The organism is Psychrobacillus sp. Z16_25 (assembly GCF_056856695.1).
Genome location: NZ_JBXEOV010000009.1, coordinates 111,941 through 130,163, shown reverse-complemented (window position 1 = coordinate 130,163; position 18,223 = coordinate 111,941). Strand labels below are relative to the sequence as shown.

15 protein-coding genes are annotated in these 18,223 nt (G+C 38.0%); 14 read left to right on the top strand and 1 reads right to left on the bottom strand.

Annotated features, from left to right (window positions below):
* The first annotated feature begins 2 nt into the window (after positions 1 to 2).
* From dnaE to AC1VU3_RS11230, 7 genes are all read left to right on the top strand, one after another.
* Positions 3 to 3,062 (top strand): DNA polymerase III subunit alpha, encoded by a 3,060-nt coding sequence (gene dnaE, locus AC1VU3_RS11260; RefSeq protein WP_482983521.1) that lies wholly within the window; start codon positions 3 to 5, stop codon positions 3,060 to 3,062.
* Between the two features lie 691 nt (positions 3,063 to 3,753).
* Positions 3,754 to 4,398, top strand: coding sequence for a FadR/GntR family transcriptional regulator (locus AC1VU3_RS11255; protein WP_480387356.1), 645 nt, complete (start codon positions 3,754 to 3,756; stop codon positions 4,396 to 4,398).
* Positions 4,399 to 5,271, top strand: coding sequence for an acetyl-CoA carboxylase, carboxyltransferase subunit beta (accD, locus tag AC1VU3_RS11250; RefSeq protein WP_480387357.1), 873 nt, complete (start codon positions 4,399 to 4,401; stop codon positions 5,269 to 5,271).
* Complete coding sequence (locus AC1VU3_RS11245) at positions 5,265 to 6,218, top strand: acetyl-CoA carboxylase carboxyltransferase subunit alpha (RefSeq protein WP_482983520.1); 954 nt, start codon at positions 5,265 to 5,267, stop codon at positions 6,216 to 6,218. Before accD ends, AC1VU3_RS11245 begins: the two co-directional genes overlap by 7 nt.
* Before the next feature lie 98 nt (positions 6,219 to 6,316).
* Positions 6,317 to 7,276, top strand: a complete 960-nt coding sequence (pfkA, locus tag AC1VU3_RS11240; protein ID WP_480387359.1) for a 6-phosphofructokinase — start codon at positions 6,317 to 6,319, stop codon at positions 7,274 to 7,276.
* Between the two features lie 130 nt (positions 7,277 to 7,406).
* Positions 7,407 to 9,167 (top strand): pyruvate kinase, encoded by a 1,761-nt coding sequence (pyk, locus tag AC1VU3_RS11235; RefSeq protein ID WP_480387360.1) that lies wholly within the window; start codon positions 7,407 to 7,409, stop codon positions 9,165 to 9,167.
* 275 nt (positions 9,168 to 9,442) lie between these two features.
* The gene (locus AC1VU3_RS11230; RefSeq protein ID WP_480387361.1) at positions 9,443 to 9,835 is read left to right on the top strand and encodes an FxsA family protein; all 393 of its coding nucleotides are present in this window, start codon (positions 9,443 to 9,445) and stop codon (positions 9,833 to 9,835) included.
* Here the strand turns inward: AC1VU3_RS11230 and AC1VU3_RS11225 are convergent.
* Positions 9,813 to 10,787, bottom strand: a complete 975-nt coding sequence (locus AC1VU3_RS11225; protein WP_480387362.1) for an AI-2E family transporter — start codon at positions 10,785 to 10,787, stop codon at positions 9,813 to 9,815. The two genes, AC1VU3_RS11230 and AC1VU3_RS11225, sit on opposite strands and share 23 nt — an antisense overlap.
* 185 nt (positions 10,788 to 10,972) lie before the next feature.
* Here AC1VU3_RS11225 and citZ point away from each other — a divergent pair, with 185 nt between their 5' ends.
* From citZ to pnpS, 7 genes are all read left to right on the top strand, one after another.
* On the top strand, positions 10,973 to 12,088 hold the full coding sequence (citZ, locus tag AC1VU3_RS11220) for a citrate synthase (protein WP_480387363.1): 1,116 nt from the start codon (positions 10,973 to 10,975) through the stop codon (positions 12,086 to 12,088).
* Between the two features lie 77 nt (positions 12,089 to 12,165).
* Positions 12,166 to 13,431 carry an NADP-dependent isocitrate dehydrogenase gene (gene icd / locus AC1VU3_RS11215; protein WP_480387364.1) on the top strand — a complete coding sequence of 422 codons (1,266 nt, stop codon included), beginning with the start codon at positions 12,166 to 12,168 and terminating at the stop codon, positions 13,429 to 13,431.
* 485 nt (positions 13,432 to 13,916) lie between these two features.
* Positions 13,917 to 14,222 (top strand): hypothetical protein, encoded by a 306-nt coding sequence (locus tag AC1VU3_RS11210; protein WP_482983519.1) that lies wholly within the window; start codon positions 13,917 to 13,919, stop codon positions 14,220 to 14,222.
* A gap of 133 nt (positions 14,223 to 14,355) precedes the next feature.
* Positions 14,356 to 15,294, top strand: a complete 939-nt coding sequence (gene mdh, locus AC1VU3_RS11205; protein ID WP_480387366.1) for a malate dehydrogenase — start codon at positions 14,356 to 14,358, stop codon at positions 15,292 to 15,294.
* A 189-nt stretch (positions 15,295 to 15,483) separates the two neighbouring features.
* Complete coding sequence (locus AC1VU3_RS11200) at positions 15,484 to 15,927, top strand: MaoC family dehydratase (RefSeq protein ID WP_480387367.1); 444 nt, start codon at positions 15,484 to 15,486, stop codon at positions 15,925 to 15,927.
* 56 nt (positions 15,928 to 15,983) lie between these two features.
* Positions 15,984 to 16,691: a response regulator transcription factor gene (locus tag AC1VU3_RS11195; RefSeq protein WP_482983518.1), complete on the top strand. Its 708-nt coding sequence runs from the start codon at positions 15,984 to 15,986 to the stop codon at positions 16,689 to 16,691.
* A complete protein-coding gene (pnpS, locus tag AC1VU3_RS11190; protein WP_480387369.1) occupies positions 16,688 to 18,214 on the top strand; it encodes a two-component system histidine kinase PnpS in 1,527 nt (508 codons plus the stop codon). The genes AC1VU3_RS11195 and pnpS overlap by 4 nt, the downstream gene beginning before the upstream one ends.
* Positions 18,215 to 18,223 lie beyond the last annotated feature (9 nt).

The window sequence follows — 18,223 nt, the reverse complement described above, 5'->3', positions numbered from 1 at the left end:
CTATGAAAACAGTGTATCCACAAATTGTGACATCAGCGGATATGCTGAAAAGTACAATTCAATTGGAACAGCTTATGGAAAAATTGAAAAAGAATAATGCTAGGGCAGCTGCCATTACAAATAGTAGATTGTATGGTTTGTTGCCTTTTTGGCATGCAGCAAAGAAACATCAGATTCATCCGGTATTTGGTCTTAGCCTGAAGGTAGAACTAGTTGGAGAAGCTTCTGTCGTTTTGTATGCAAGAACGGATGTCGGCTATAAAAATTTGCTGAAAATTTCTAGTAGCATGGAAACAAGAGAAGCAACTCTATTGCCAAGAAAATGGCTGGAAGCATACAAGGAAGGGCTGTCCATTGTTTATAAAGGAAATGAGCAGTTCACCAAGGAAAATCTGCTTGCATTAAAGGATATCTTTTCAGAAGGCTATCTTTACCTAGGGATTGTAAGACCTAATGGTAACAGATTAACAGAGGAGCAGGAAATCGTAGAAACCGCCTCCCAAGCCTTCGTACCAATCACTGTTTATCATGAAAGTAGATATATTGATCCTAGTGATGCCTTTGCCTATGAAGTGCTTAATGCGATGGATCAGTCTGTCAAAATGTCTGACCCTCATAGGATTAAGCCTGCATTAGATGCCCATGTTCTTTCTGAAGCGGAATGGAACAACTGGTTTGCAGGTAATGAAGACTGGTTAGCAAATACCGAAGCTATGCTCGAATCCTGTCGAGTGGATGAGGGGAAGACGATTAGAATAATGCCCAAATTTCCATTACCTGATGGGATAACTGCAGGGGACTATCTAAGGAAACTTTGTGAAGCTGGGCTTAATCAAAGATTATCACCTATACCGTCCCAATACTCTCAAAGGCTTACATATGAACTAGATGTCATAAAAACAATGAACTATGAGGATTACTTTTTAATCGTTCAAGACTTCATGAAATTTGCTAAGAATGCAGGAATATTAACAGGGCCCGGTAGAGGGTCCTCTGCCAGCTCCCTTGTTGCCTATTCTCTTGGGATTACGAATGTTGACCCATTAAAATACGGCTTACTATTTGAGCGTTTCTTAAATCCTGAGCGTATTTCTTTACCAGACATCGATATTGATTTCGCAGATTCTAGACGAATGGAGGTTGTCCATTACGTCGCCGAAAAATATGGGAAAAACTATGTCTCTCAAATTATTACATTTGGTACTTTATCCGCAAAATCTGCAGCGAGAGAAGTTGCGAGAGTCTTTGGATTTGAAAATACTACCCTCGAAGCTATCTCTTCGTTTATTCCTAACAAGCTAGGAATAACTCTGAAGGAAGCTTATCAAAGCTCACCAAAGCTACGAGAATTTATTGAGACCGAAGAAATAAGAAAGAAGTGGTTTCAGGTAGCCCTTGCAATAGAAGGTCTTCCAAGAAATGCTTCTACTCATGCAGCTGGTATAGTAATGTCCCCGATACCGATTGTAGAGATAGTTCCGATACAAAAAGGGCAGGAAGAGATCTATTTAACGCAATGGCCAATGAGGGAAGTAGAGGAAAAAGGTCTATTAAAGATGGACTTTTTAGGGCTTCGAAACTTGACTATTATCGAACGTATTTTAAAGACAATAAACTATCAGCGCTCTGTTAAGTTTACTTTAGAGGATATTCCATTAAACGATGAAAAAACCTTTGAAATGCTTCGGCAGGGTGATACAACGGGAGTATTCCAGCTTGAATCAGAAGGTATGCGGAATGCCTTAAGACAAATCAATCCAACAAAATTTGAAGATATTGTGGCAGTAAATGCTCTATTTAGGCCAGGACCTATGGAAAGCATACCTTTATATGCTGCTAGGAAAAGTGGTAAGGCAGCCATCACTTATGAGCATCCAGTGCTTGAGCCTATTTTAAAAGAAACCTATGGAATTATCGTGTATCAGGAGCAAATTATGCAGATTGCCTCTCAAATGGCAGGCTTCACGTTTGGTGAGGCAGATATACTAAGACGTGCTGTCAGTAAAAAGAATAGAGAAATACTAGAGAAGGAACGCAAACATTTTATGCAAAAGGCAATGGAAATGGGTCATACTTCAGAGGCGGCTGGCTCTGTGTATGATCTGATTGTTCGTTTTGCAGATTATGGGTTTCCAAAAAGCCATGCGGTAGCTTACAGTATCATCTCCTATCAGCTAGCTTATCTAAAGGCCAATTATCCTATTCACTTCTATGGAGCACTACTTACTTCGTCAATGGGGAACCAGGAAAAGATCAACCAGCTAGTGATGGAAATGAAGCACAAAAAAATTCCTGTTTTACCGCCATCCATTTTTAAAAGCTATGCATCTTTTACTATAGAAGATAACGCTGTTCGTTTTGGACTACAGGCTGTTAAGGGGGTTTCCTATCCTTTTACACAGAAACTCTTACAAAAGCGTTCGGAAAATAAAAAATGGGGAGATATATTTGATTTAGCAGCTGATTTATCAGCAGTCCATTTTTCACGAAAAAATATAGAACCTTTAGTGAAGGCTGGTGCTCTAGATGAATTCGGCGAGGAAAGGTCCACCCTACTCGCTACAATTGATGCGGCTGTTAAATATGCGGAGCTTATTAATCCCAAGGACGAGGTAGACTTGTTTGAGGGAGATGCAAATCCCTTCGGAAAATCCAAATATGTTCGAAGGGAACCTATGCCATTATTAGACCAGCTTCAATTTGAAAAAGAAGTGCTTGGCCAGTATTTCTCAGAGCATCCTACTGCTTCATTGAAAAAAAATGCTCCGAATATCCAGGATATTTGGGATCTACAAAGAGTCTCAGGATTCATTTTTGGTAAGATTTTAGGAATTATTTTAGATATAAAAAAAATACGGACCAAAAAGGGAGAGGCCATGGCGTTTGCCACTATTCAGGACGATACCGGAACGCTCTCCATTACCTTATTCCCTGAGGAGTATACAAAATACAGCACGCTCTTAAAGGAGCGCAAGATTATCTATGTAGAGGGAAAATGTGAAAGAAGATTTGGCAAGGTGCAGATGGTGGCAAAAGTAATAAAAGAAATAAAAACTCTATAAGGCTTCTTTGGTAATAGAGTATCATATCTAGTAGAAGTAAAAATAAATAGGCCGAAAAGCCCTTATGATTCTTAATCTTGAAAAGAATCATAAGGGCTTTCTTACTTTTTGAAACTTAGTTCTCCGCTGCGTAGGACGCTTTCCGCGGGCCAACAGGATGTTGGTCAGGAAAAAGTTGTCACAGGATGTGACGTTCTTAGTTTTCCATCCCCAAAGGTAAGCCAGCACCCAACGCTTGCGCGTACGGCTGTGCTGTCTTACCTACCACCCTGCTCCCGCAGGAGTCGCCTACGCTGCTACGAACCAAAAGTTCTCCCACTAAACTCGAAAAGATATGATATTGACGACGCTATTATTCATTTCTTCTTACTTATTGTCGACGAACTAATTATTATTTACTACTAAAGTTAAAAATTTGATTAATAAATTTTATTAAAACCTATGACAAAAGGAATAGTTTTGTCTCAGCCTCTTTTCTCTATAATAAATCAGTCTCTCTCCATCCTAGCTACGGATAAATTCGCTAATTTTAAAGGATTTGCTGACTGCTCCTTCAAGTGCTTTCTTCCCTAACTTCTGGTGGTGAACCTAAATTTTTACACTATAACTCTTTACCTTTGTGAATTTTTTTTGTATTCTAATATTTAGAAGTGGTCAGACCACTTTGTAATTTATGGAAGAGTGATAGTTAGTGAACCCAAATAATAGTTCAAGAAAAATGTTTTTAGAGATTGTTAAACAGCTCAGACAGTTGATTGCAGATGAAAAAATTCCGGTTGGTGGAAAAATTCCTTCTGAAAGAGAGCTCGCTGAACGTCTACAAGTTGGTAGATCCACAGTAAGGGAAGCGCTGAGAAGCTTAGAGCTACTTGGCATTATAGAAACTAGAAGAGGAGAAGGAACCTTTCTATCCGATTACCGTAAGCATCAGCTTGTGGAATTATTATCTACCTTTATTCTTCAAGAAACGAAAGAAAAGGAAGATGTGCAGAAGACACGAGAAGCGATAGAAATTGATGCTATTCGTACGGTCTGTAGAAATGAAGAGCTACATAAGCTATTTATTTGGGATGCTTTTTTAGAAAAACTAAAAACGGAGGAAATTTTACAAGAAGATATTTTGCGTGAGATACTAATTATTTCTAACAATAGACTTGGATTGAAGATATGGTTTTTATTAAAGCAGTTTGCTGGTGAACCGTTTAAAAGTAACATGAGCAGTTTAGAAAAAGAGCTTTGGACAAAGCTACTCCTACATCTTAAGGAAGGCAACGTTCAGCAGGTAATAGATTTATATAGTGAATGGCTTCTGGTACTAAACAAGGGAGAGGTTTAAATGAGCATTCGAGATATATTTAAAAAAAATAATAAGAAAAAGTATGCAACTATTCCGAGTGAGAAAGCTAAAAATGATGTCCCAGAGGGTATTATGATTAAGTGTACGGAATGTCGTAAAAACGTCTTCACAAAGGATTTAATGAAAAATTTAAAGGTTTGTCCTTCTTGTGATCATCATATGAAAATGACTGCTCAAGAAAGAGTAGAAATTTTTTTAGACGAGGGGACATTTGCGTCTATGGATGACCATTTGGAAACTGTTAACCCTCTTGGCTTCCCAGGCTATATAGAGAAGGTGAAGGCAGATGCGAAGAAAACCTCCTTAAACGAAGCAGTCCTTACTGGTATAGGTACTTTGAAGGAACAGGTAGTAGTGGTGGCAATCATGGACTCTCATTTCCGCATGGGCTCAATGGGATCGGTTGTTGGAGAAAAGATCACTAGAGCGGTAGAAAAAGCAACGGAGCTTCGTGTTCCCTTTATCATTTTTACAGCGAGTGGTGGAGCTAGAATGCAGGAAGGGGTCTTATCCCTCATGCAGATGGCTAAAACCTCTGTGGCCCTTAGGAGACATAGTGACCATGGGCTTTTATATGTATCCATTATGACTCATCCGACTACGGGAGGTGTGTCTGCGTCCTTTGCATCGATAGGAGATATTAATTTAGCAGAGCCTAAGGCATTAATTGGCTTTGCAGGGCGAAGAGTAATCGAACAGACGGTACGCGAAAAACTTCCAGAGGACTTTCAAACGGCAGAGTTTTTGCTTGACCATGGGCAGTTAGATGCTGTAGTGCATCGGAAGAATATGAGAGATACTGTTGCAAATCTAGTGAAGCTTCATACTAGAAAGGAGGAAACAGTATGGTAAAGGCATTGCCTTTTGAAGAGCCTATCGTTCAATTAAAAAAGAAAATTAATGAGATTAAAGAATATACGACCAGTACTAATGTAGATATGAGCGAGGAAATTAGCAATCTAGAAGAAAGATTGAAAAAACTAGAAATAGAAATTTACGAAAATATGGAGCCCTGGGATAGAGTACAGGTTGCTCGTCATCCAAATAGACCAACTACGAGAGATTATGTAGAAAAGCTTTTCACCAATTTCTTAGAATTGCATGGAGATCGCTTGTATGGGGACGATGCTGCAATACTAGGAGGAATTGGTAAACTAGATGGAAATCCGGTTACGATTATAGGACATCAGCGCGGAGTAGATACGAAAGAAAACATTAAAAGAAACTTTGGGATGCCACATCCAGAAGGCTATAGAAAAGCTTTGCGTTTAATGAAGCAAGCTGAAAAATTTGATAGACCTATTCTTTGTTTTATTGATACAAAAGGTGCTTATCCAGGGAAAGCAGCTGAAGAACGTGGACAAAGTGAAGCAATAGCTAGAAACCTTGTAGAGATGGCCGGATTGAAGGTTCCTGTTATTAGTATTGTCATTGGAGAGGGAGGTAGTGGAGGCGCACTAGCGCTTGGTATCTCTAATCAGATTCTCATGTTAGAAAACTCTACTTATTCGGTGATTTCACCAGAGGGAGCAGCCTCCATTCTGTGGAAGGATGCTTCTCTCGCAAAACAGGCAGCGGAGGCAATGAAGATTACTGCACCTGATTTAAAAGAGATGAATATTGTGGACAAAATAATACCAGAGGTTCTAGGTGGAGCACACCAAAGCTTAGAAGAGCAAGCTGGATATATGAAAAAGGCGATCATAGCTTCTCTCCAAGAATTAAGTAAACTGTCAAAAGAAGAATTAATTCAACATAGGTATAATAAATTTAAAAATATTGGGGAATATAAAGAATAGCAGAAAAGATGCGTCTATTTTTGGACGCATTTTTTTTAAATCAATTTCATGATAAGCTAATAGCAAATACATATATTTTAGGTTAGGAGGTTTTGCAGATGAAACGTATTGGCGTTTTAACAAGCGGTGGAGATGCCCCAGGTATGAATGCTGCAATCCGCGCAGTGGTTCGGAAGGCTATTTTCGAAGGTTTAGAGGTATTTGGGATCTTACATGGTTACCAAGGGTTAATCGCAGGACAAATTGAACCGTTAGATTTAGGGTCTGTTGGTGATATTATACAACGTGGCGGTACAAAACTTTATTCTGCAAGAAGCGATGAGTTTCGAACAGAAGAAGGCCAACAGAAAGCGATTCAACAGCTTAAGAAACATCAAATTGACGGTTTAGTTATTATAGGCGGCGACGGTTCCTACAGAGGCTCCATGACCTTAACGAAAAGCGGCTTCCCATGCGTGGGTATTCCTGGAACTATTGATAATGATATACCAGGAACAGACTATACATTGGGCTTTGATACGGCGCTGAATACCGTAATAGAATGTATTGATAAAATAAGAGACACTGCAACATCTCATGATCGAACTTTTATTATCGAAGTAATGGGAAGGGATGCTGGTGATTTAGCACTTTGGGCTGGACTAGCAGGAGGTGCAGAGACCATTATCGTTCCTGAGATAGAGATGAATATAGAAGAAGTAGTAGATCGTCTAAAAAATGGAACAGCACGTGGAAAAAAACATAGTATTATAGTGGTTGCAGAGGGAGTAATGAGTGGAGAACAATTTGCAGCTAAGCTAAGGGATCATGCAAATATTGAAACACGAGTTTCTGTTCTTGGCCATATCCAACGTGGTGGATCTCCAACTGGAAGGGACCGTGTGTTAGCTAGCCAGTTTGGAGCGAAGGCAGTAGAGGTATTATTAGAAGGAAAGGGTGGTCGAGCAATTGGGATTCAAAATCACCAAGTGGTAGACTACGACATGACCGAGGCCTTTGAAAACAAAATAGTTTTTGATAATGCAATGTATCAATTATCAAAAGAATTGTCTATTTAATTAGGAAAGCTTTTCTCTTTGTAATTAATTCCTTCATTTTGGAAATGACTATTAAGAGTTGAAGGAGAAAAGATAACATATATTATGAATTCCTATAACTACAAAAGTTTAAAAAAGAAAGGACTATAATATGCGAAAAACAAAAATAGTTTGTACAATCGGACCAGCAAGTGAATCAGAAGAGGTATTGGAGAAGTTAATAAGAGCAGGCATGAATGTAGCTCGATTAAACTTTTCTCATGGTAGCCATGAGGAGCATGCAGCCCGTATTGAAAGAATCAGAGCAGTATCTAAAAAAGTTGGGAAAATTGTTGGTATCCTATTAGACACAAAGGGACCTGAAATCCGAACTCATAAAATGGAAAACGATGCAATCGATTTAGAAGTTGGCCAAACGATTGACATCTCCATGAAAGAGGTATTAGGAAATAAAGAGCGTTTTTCTATTACTTACGAAAAGCTTATTGAGGATGTAAAAGAAGGATCAATCATTTTATTAGATGACGGACTTATTGAATTAGTTGTAAAAAACGTAGACAAAGCAAACGGCCTTATTTCCACTTACGTTCAAAATGCTGGAACCTTAAAAAATAATAAAGGTGTTAATGTACCAGGAGTATCTGTTCAGTTACCAGGTATTACAGAAAAGGATGCAAAAGATATCCTTTTTGGAATTGAACAAGAAGTTGATTTCATCGCCGCTTCATTCGTAAGACGTGCAAAGGATGTACTTGAAATCCGTGAGCTTCTTGAAAAGAATAATGGTTCTCATATCCAAATCATCCCTAAAATTGAAAACCAAGAAGGCGTGGATAATATTGATGAAATTATCCAAGTATCAGATGGCCTAATGGTTGCACGTGGTGACCTCGGAGTAGAAATTCCAGCAGAAGAAGTACCACTTGTTCAAAAGATATTAATTCAAAAGTTAAACGATGCTGGAAAGCCAGTTATCACTGCAACACAAATGTTAGATTCCATGCAGCGTAATCCTAGACCAACAAGAGCAGAGGCAAGTGACGTTGCGAATGCGATCTTAGATGGAACTGATGCAATTATGTTATCAGGTGAAACTGCAGCAGGATTGTATCCGGTAGAAGCTGTGAAAACAATGGATAAAATTGCTCGTAGAACAGAGAATGCGGTTGATTACCGTGCAAACGTTAATAAGCTAAGTAAGGGAAGAGAAGTAAACTTAACAGATGCTATTGGTCAAGCTGTTGCCCACACTGCTATTAACTTGAAAGTAAAAGCTGTTATTGCTCCTACAGAGAGTGGATATACTGCAAAAATGATCTCGAAATTTAGACCAGGTGTGCCGATTATTGCCGTTACATCAACTAGTAAGCCATCAAGAAAATTAACGCTTGTTTGGGGTGTCTATCCGATTGTTGGGAAGAAGGCGCATTCTACAGATGAAATCTTAGAAATTTCGGTTGAGGAGAGCATTCTTCATCACTATGTAACACATGGAGATCTAGTTATTATCACTGCGGGTGTTCCAGTTGGTGAAGCAGGAACAACAAATCTCATGAAGGTTCATGTAATTGGAGATATGGTAGCCAAAGGACAAGGTATTGGTAAATTGACTGCTGTTGGTAAAGCGACTGTGGTTCATTCTGCAGATGACCTTAAAGGGAAAGATACTAGCGACAGCATCATTGTGACTATTGGATCTGATAAAGACATGATTCCAGCTATTGAAAAATGTCGTGGATTGATCACAGAAGAGGGAGGCTTAACTAGCCATGCAGCTGTGGTAGGGTTAAGCTTAGGTATTCCTGTCATTGTTGGTGTGGAAAATGCAACCAATATCATTTCAGACGGTCAAGAGCTTACACTTGATGCTGAAACAGGTGTCATCTACAATGGGCATGCAAGAATAATCTAACCAAGTCAAAGTTCTGTTGATCATACTTATCTAATTATATGTATTAGCAAAAGCACTCTTGGTTTAGAGTAAGACGAGTCCGGACAAACTCCGCTAAAATGTCCGACAAAGTGGAGAACTAAGTATATTAGATAAGGAAGCACTTACGTTTTTTACAATAGGTAAAAAATCGTAAGTGCTTTTCGTTTTTTATTCTCGGTCTTTGTTTCTTTTTAAGCAAGTCAACCGACTAAAGTAAAGAAGATGCTTTATAATAAATATAGGGGGGTTTACCTATGAAATGGATCATTGGTTTATTTGTTTTGTTACCAGCAGTAGAATTATATATCCTGCTATTAGCGGGAAAGACCTTTGGTGCCCTTAATGCACTTCTATTAATCATCCTAACGGGTGTTGGTGGGGCAATCATTGCGAGAAGACAAGGGTTGAAAGCATACAAAGAGTTTTCAGAAAGCATGAGAAATTTTCAAGCTCCTGGAGATGCAGCGATTAACGGGCTTTTCGTCCTAGCCGGTGCAATCTTTGTTATTCTTCCAGGGTTTATAACGGATATTACTGGTTTACTGTTTTTATTTGCACCTACCAGAAAGCTTTTCAAACCAATTCTATATAAATGGATTCGAAAGAAGATGAAAAATGGACAAGTTATTGTAATGAAGTCTTCCTAGTGGCTTCCCATTTGTTTGCAAACAAATAAATAAAGGGACTAAATAAAATTCCTATAAAACCAAACATTAAAAACGCTGCTGCACTTAGAAAAAATACATGAACGGCTCTCATTTTCATCGATTTTGACCAGAGCATAGAATCGGCAATATATCGGGTTATCTGAACAAATATGTATAACAATAAGATAATGATCCCAAATAATTTGTCACCTAATAAAAAGAAGTAAATACTTAGTGGAATCAACACTATGCCGGTTCCTAAAAAGGGAATACTATCTACCAATGAAATAAGAAATGCATGCTTAATGGGATTATGCATTCCGAGTACGCTAAAGCCTATCGCCAATAAAGTAAATGTAAGGAATATGAGACGTACTTCCACACCTAGAAAATTATTTACAATAACATTAATTTTCACAAGTGCCTTTTCAAAGAAAAGTCGGACTCTATCCGGAAAGAATATTAAGAACCATAGGCGATCCTTTGTTGATTCCATTAAGGAAAAAAATAACCCTATACTAAACAACAGCACCTCAAAAAAATAGGAGGGAAGATGGGTTACTTTATTTAATAGATTCGTTAGAATCTCATTTAGTACATCTTGGAACTTACCTTCAAACATCACAAAGACTGGATGCTTTTGTAATTGGTCAATAGGGAGCAACATGATATGTTCATGAATTAATGGGATTAAGGTAATAAGTGATTGGATAATAAAGAAGACGAATAAGAGAAAAATAGAGAGAATGAGAACTTCCGTAAGAACTACGCTGACAAAGATAGGTAATTTTAGTTTTCTATGTAAGAAGCTTGTAAGTGGATAAAGGAAATAACCAAATAGGATGGATAATGTAAGTGGATATGCTATTAATAGGATGAGAGTAATGATTCCAATCGGTAACCAGTATGTAAGGAAATCTCTCTTATTTAATTGAAAACTTATGTTATTCATCCATTCTTTTCAAAATATGGTTTATTTAAAAGTTATTTTTTAATAATTTTAAGCGTTTTCATTCACAAATTATCCAAAATTGATTATAATACTTGAGTAAGCATTTTAGGTACATACAAATACAGGTAAACTTATTCTATAGATTCATAGAATGGAAGATGCTTGTAAAAGAAGGGGAGATTTAAATGACATCAACTCGTGGTTTAGAAGGAGTAGTTGCTACTCAATCTGCTATCAGTTCCATTATTGATGACACACTTACTTATGTTGGATATGATATTGATGATCTAACAACTAATGCGAGCTTTGAAGAGGTAGTATATTTACTTTGGCACAAGCGTTTACCAAATGTATCTGAGTTAGCAGAGCTTAAACAACAATTAGCTGACAATATGGCGGTACCTCAAGAGGTATTAAACCAATTCAAGGTATATCCTATTGATAAGGTACACCCAATGACTGCACTAAGAACAGCAGTTTCCATGCTAGCATTATATGATGATGCTGCAGAAGATATGTCAGACGAGGCTAACTACCTGAAAGCTATCAAGTTACAAGCAAAGCTTGCAACTCTAGTTACAGCATTCTCTCGTGTTCGAAAAGGATTAGAGCCAGTTGCTCCAAAATCGGATCTAGGTTATGCTGCAAACTTCTTGTACATGCTACATGGAGAGCTTCCAGCAGATATCGAAGTAGAAGCTTTTGACAAAGCATTAGTATTACATGCAGATCATGAATTAAATGCATCTACTTTTACTGCTCGTGTATGTGTAGCAACACTTTCTGATATTTACTCTGGAGTAGTATCAGCAATTGGTGCTCTGAAAGGGCCACTTCACGGTGGAGCTAATGAGCAAGTAATGAAAATGTTAACTGAAATTGGTTCACTTGATAAAGTGGACGAGTATATTAACAACAAGCTTGAAAATAAAGAAAAAATCATGGGATTCGGTCATCGTGTATATCGAAAAGGCGATCCTCGTGCTAAACATCTGCGCGAAATGTCAAGAAAATTAACAACACTTCGTGGAGAGTCTAAGCTTTATGATATGTCTACTCGTATTGAAGAAATTGTAACTGGTCAGAAAAATCTTCCACCAAACGTTGATTTCTACTCTGCATCCGTGTATCATTCTTTAAATATCGAGCATGACCTATTCACACCAATCTTTGCAGTATCTCGTGTTTCTGGTTGGACTGCTCATATCCTTGAGCAATACGCTAACAACCGCTTAATCCGTCCTCGTGCTGAGTACGTAGGTCCAGGAATGCAAAAGTATATTCCTATCGAGGAAAGATAAGATTGTTTGTACACAGATTAGGGCTTAAACACATCGTGTTTATGGCCCTATGATTATGATAGTAGGAGGAAAAAGCAATGACATCTGGAAAAATTACAGTAGAAAACGGTGTACTTAACGTACCAAACGAACCAGTAATCCCATTCATCGAAGGTGACGGAACAGGTCCTGATATTTGGGCTGCAGCATCTCGCGTGCTAGAAGCATCAGTTGAAAAAGCATACAACGGTGAAAAGAAAATTCAGTGGAAAGAAGTACTAGCTGGTCAAAAAGCATTTGATCAAACAGGTGAGTGGTTACCACAAGAAACTTTAGACGTAATCTCTGAATACCTAATCGCTATTAAAGGACCTCTTACAACTCCAATCGGTGGTGGTATCCGTTCTCTAAACGTAGCGTTACGTCAAGAGTTAGACCTATACACTTGCTTACGTCCAGTACGTTACTTCACAGGTGTTCCATCTCCAGTAAAACGCCCAGAAGACACTGATATGGTTATTTTCCGTGAAAACACAGAGGATATCTATGCTGGTATCGAGTATGCAAAAGGTACAGAAAATGCGAAAAAGTTAATCGACTTTTTACAATCTGAATTTGGTGTGAAGAATATTCGTTTCCCAGAAACTTCTGGTATCGGTATCAAGCCAATTTCTGAAGAAGGTACAAAACGTTTAGTTCGCGCTGCTCTAAACTACATCATTAAAGAAGGTCGTACTTCTTTAACATTGGTACACAAAGGAAACATCATGAAGTTTACTGAAGGAGCTTTCAAAAACTGGGGCTACGAAGTTGCTGAACAAGAATTTGGTGACAAAGTATTCACTTGGAACCAATACGATAAAATCAAAGAAGAACAAGGTACAGAAGCTGCTGACAAAGCACAAGCTGATGCACTTGCAGCAGGTAAAATCTTAGTAAAAGATTCTATTGCTGATATCTTCTTACAACAAATCTTAACTCGTCCAAAAGAGTTTGATGTAGTTGCTACAATGAACTTAAACGGAGACTATATCTCAGATGCACTAGCTGCACAAGTTGGTGGTATTGGTATCGCTCCAGGAGCAAACATCAACTATGTAACTGGACATGCAATCTTTGAAGCTACTCACGGTACAGCTCCAAAATATGCTGGTCTTGATAAAGTAAACCCATCTTCAGTAATCCTTTCAGGTGTATTAATGCTTGAACACCTTGGCTGGAACGAAGCTGCTAAACTTATCATGGATTCAATGGAGAAAACAATTGAATCGAAAGTAGTTACTTACGATTTCGCACGTCTAATGGATGGCGCTACAGAAGTAAAATGTTCAGAGTTCGCTGACGAATTAATTAAAAACATGTAATTTCAAAAATTTGGAATTATATTTTGAAAGGCTGTCAAGAAAAGTCATGTGTTTGACTTTTCTGGCAGTCTTTTTAGTTTCTGTAATATTTGTAAGGGTATTCCTAAGAAATTGTATAACTGGTAAGCGAGGTGATGGACGCTATCAGAATCTTAATTAGGAAATGTAATCACATAAGTTGTCGACCTTACTTTTCCTTCCTCTATGCTCTCTCTTTCTGTGAGTGGCAGTGTTTCCGTCTCAATACTAACTAATCAAAATCCACTTTTTACTAATAAAGGTGACTCCTTATTCTTCTGTGCATAATCAGTAATACAGTAAAAACTTGGAGTCATTTATATTTACTTGTACATTCCGTATAATAATGGAAGATATGTATTCATACTCTCAAAAGAATGCAGCATGTTATTGGATATTTATGTTCAAGTATAATGAATGAAAACTTATTGCTATAAAAGCAAGGAGAAAGTCTGGAGGAAGGTAAAATGAAATATTTTTATCAAGTAGAAAACCCACAGCAACCTTTTCAGTTGTTTCAGCACGAGAAATATGAAATACCTCTTAAGGATATTTTGCTTATTAAAAAACATCTAACGGAATCTGTAAAATATGCCCTCTATATGGAAGAAGGAATTGTCTATTTGCTTACGAATGTATCTATCAAAGATAACTGTATCTTCGGTTATGGCAGCTATAGTAAGCCGTATTGCAAACGCGAAGATCTGAATAGTTTGTCTCTAGAAATCTTAGATAAAGATGCATATAACTGGTATATGACGCAAGCAAGGTAATGGAGGTTCACCAAAATTTCTAACCGAGTTATAATAGGGAATAGGATGACCGTTAGACTGACCTATAAATAGAGAGTATGTGTATGGAGGTCATGGTCTAAGAATGCTTGTCCAAAAAAGGGGAGTATATCAGATGACATTAAAACGTAAAAAAATTTCTGTTATTGGCAGTGGTTTTACAGGCGCAACTACTGCATTCTTGGTAGCTCAGAAAGAGCTTGGGGATGTTGTGCTAGTCGATATCCCGCAAGCTGAAAATCCTACAAAGGGAAAGGCTTTAGACATGGCTGAAGCTGCTCCTGTATTAGGCTATGATGTAAACATCACTGGTACGTCTAATTATGAAGACACCAAAGGCTCGGATTTAGTGATTATTACAGCTGGTGTTGCCAGAAAACCAGGAATGAGTCGTGACGACCTGGTCCAAACAAATCAAAAAGTAATGAAGGCAGTGACAAGGGAGATAGTAACATATTCTCCAAACACCACCATACTCGTATTAACAAATCCTGTGGACGCAATGACATACACGGTATACAAAGAATCAGGATTTCCAAAGGAACGGGTAATAGGTCAGTCAGGTGTATTAGATACTGCTCGTTTTCGGACGTTTATTGCTCAAGAGTTAAACCTGTCAGTAAAAGATATTACGGGCTTTGTTTTAGGAGGCCATGGTGATGACATGGTGCCTCTCATCAGATATTCTTATGCTGGTGGAATTCCATTGGAAAAGCTGCTAGATGCTAAGCGTTTAGAGGAAATTGTGGAAAGAACACGTAAGGGTGGTGCAGAGATTGTGAACCTTTTAGGAAATGGTTCTGCATACTACGCACCTTCTGCCTCATTAGTAGAAATGGCAGAGGCCATTTTAAAGGATCAAAAGCGAGTGCTACCTTCCATTGCGTACTTAGAAGGCGAATATGGGTTGGATGGTATTTATTTAGGTGTACCTACAGTACTGGGTGCAGGAGGAATAGAAAAAGTTATAGAGCTAGATTTAACGGAGGAAGAATTAGCTCTTTTAAACAAATCAGCGGATTCCGTAAAGGCAGTTATGAAAATGTTAAGCTAAGCTTTAGCGCTGAAGGGTAGGTAGGGTGAGATCCCTATCTATCTTTTTTTATGTCTGTTTAGGGATGTTATATACAAAACAATTCTGAGAATAGTTTTAGCGGAAGAATGTTTTGACTTTATCATCAGTTGCGAAGGACGGGGAATTATTGTTAAGATGAAAGTAGCTAACAGATTGGAGGAATAGTTTTTGCTATTAGGGAAAAAGCATAAAATCGGTCGCGGTATGGAGGAGCTTACAGTAGGAGAAAAACTAGTTCTAACTGAAAAAATCGAAGACAAAGATTTACTGCTCTACTTAGGTTTGACGAATGACAATAACCCTTTGTACATACAACATGATTTTACGATAAATACGATCTATTCTAAACCTATTGTTCCACCTATTATGCTAACGGGGATTGTGACTTCCTCGATATCTAAGTATTTACCAGGACCAGGTTCTCACGTTGTTAGACAGGAGGTAGCCTATCCGAAGCCAACCTTTCATTATGCTTTATTAACATTTACCTTAGAAGTGAAAGAAAAAGATGTACATAAAAATGAAATCACGGTTCATGCGATAGCGAAGGATGAACAAGAAGAGGTAGTTCTGGAAGGACTATTTACTGTTCTCCCACCAAAAGTACTGTAATCAGATGTTTTAAGTGATTTGGAAAGAAATTTCCAAATTTTATTTGGAGGAAAATAATGCATACTGTATTAGTTGTAGATGATGAAAGCTCAATTGTTACGCTACTTACATATAATTTAGTGGAAGCGGGATTTACTGTTATAACCGCTAATGATGGTGCAGAGGGTTTTCAATTAGCGATGGAGGAGCAACCGGATGTAATTGTATTAGATTGGATGTTGCCCAAAATGGATGGAATGGAGGTTTGCAAGAAGCTTCGTCTCCAAGGAATCCATATTCCAATCATTATGCTCACTGCCAAAGGAGAAGAGTTTGATAAGGTACTGGGTCTAGAGCTTGGTGCAGATGATTATATGACCAAGCCATTCAGCCCGAGAGAGGTAATAGCTAGGGTAAAGGCCATGATAAGAAGAACAGGTCTTAGTGCGAATCCGATAAAGGAAAAAACCGATGATTCGTATGTTTTTGGCCCTTTAGAAGTTTATCCAGAACGTTTTGAGGTTTTTTTGAATAAGGAGCAGCTCTTTTTTACGCCAAAGGAATTTGAGTTACTTATTTATTTAATTGAGAATAAAAACAAAGTCCTGACTCGTGACCAGCTTTTAAGTGCTGTATGGAATTATGATTTTGCAGGAGATACTCGAATAGTGGATGTTCATGTCAGCCATTTGCGAGAAAAAATAGAGGAAAATAGCCGAAGACCAATGTTCATCAAAACAATAAGAGGGCTAGGCTACAAGTTTGAGGAGCCAAAGTCTCTATGACATTTCATACTCAAATATTCCGTACCTTCGCTGTTCTATTAGGAGTTGTCATGCTTGGAATCGGAATCATTCTCGGGCAGATATTCCCCTTTTTAGTTCAACAAGCAGTAGATACAAATATTGACACGAAGCTAAAAGAGGCTTCTGTGTATATGGAGGAATATGAACTTACTGCAGAAGAACAATTTCTTTTAAGAGAAGCTTTACAAGCTGAATTTATTGAACGAGATATTCGAAAGGAAAAAGAATCTCTTTGGCTTTTTCTGTTCTTTGTCCTTTTATTTGTCTACTTACTATCCCTCTTTATCGGATTTAAGTTCTGTAAGAAATTTACCCAGCCTGTTGAACATGTAACAGAAACTGCAATGGAGTTAGCCAAAGGACATTATCATGTAAGAGCTTATGAGAACAATGACTTAGGAATGTCGAAACTAACAAACTCCATTAATATTCTAGCAAGGAACCTACAAGAGATTTCTGTAATTCGAGAAACAGAGCAAGAGCGACTAAAAACTTTAATAGAGAACATGGTGAGTGGTCTTATTATGATTGACAGGGATGGAAAAGTGACGATTGTCAATCGAGCATTCTTAGCACAGCTTGATATGTCGGCTGGGGATGTTACAAATAAGCAGTTTAAATCAATTGGGCTTCCTGATAAAATAGAGGAGTTTATAGACCATCTTTTTTTGACGGAGACCTCTCATAAGCAGCAAATAAATATTCAAAGAAGTCCCCATAATTATAGTGTTGTTGCCTATGGAGCTCCAGTTATAGGGGAGCATGGGAAATGGCTGGGGATTGTGGTAGTGATTCATGACATCACAGAGATAGTGAAGCTAGAGCAGATTCGAAAGGATTTTGTTGCAAATGTTTCGCATGAGTTGAAAACACCCATTACTTCTATAAAAGGATTTGCCGAGACGCTCCTATTAGGAGCATATAAAAAGGAAGAAAATCTCCTCTCCTTCTTGGAGATTATCTATAAGGAAAGTAATCGTCTTCAAATGCTCATTAATGACCTATTAGACTTATCAAAGATTGAACAAGAAGGATATACAATGAATATTACCAAAGTAAGGCTCTATGATGTGGTTGTTAGTTGTTTGGAGATGACAAATCATTTATTAGAAGAAAAAGAGATGGAAATTGACTTAAATGTAAATGAAACAATCTACGTGAAGGGCGACTATCATCGTATTATTCAAATTATGATGAATCTATTAACCAATGCTATTTCTTATTCTGGAAATCATACTACGATCCATATAAGCGTTGGGCAAAAAGGTTCATATGGCTATTTACAAATAAGAGATGAAGGTATTGGAATCAAGCTAGAGGAGCAGGAGCGCATCTTTGAAAGGTTTTATCGAGTAGACAGAGCGCGCAGTCGAGAATCAGGTGGGACTGGTTTAGGGCTGGCTATTGTCAAGCATTTGGTAGAGACCCATCATGGATATATAGAATTAGAAAGTGAAGTAGGGAAGGGAACACAGTTCACTGTGTATATTCCTCAACCCTAGCAACGGAGG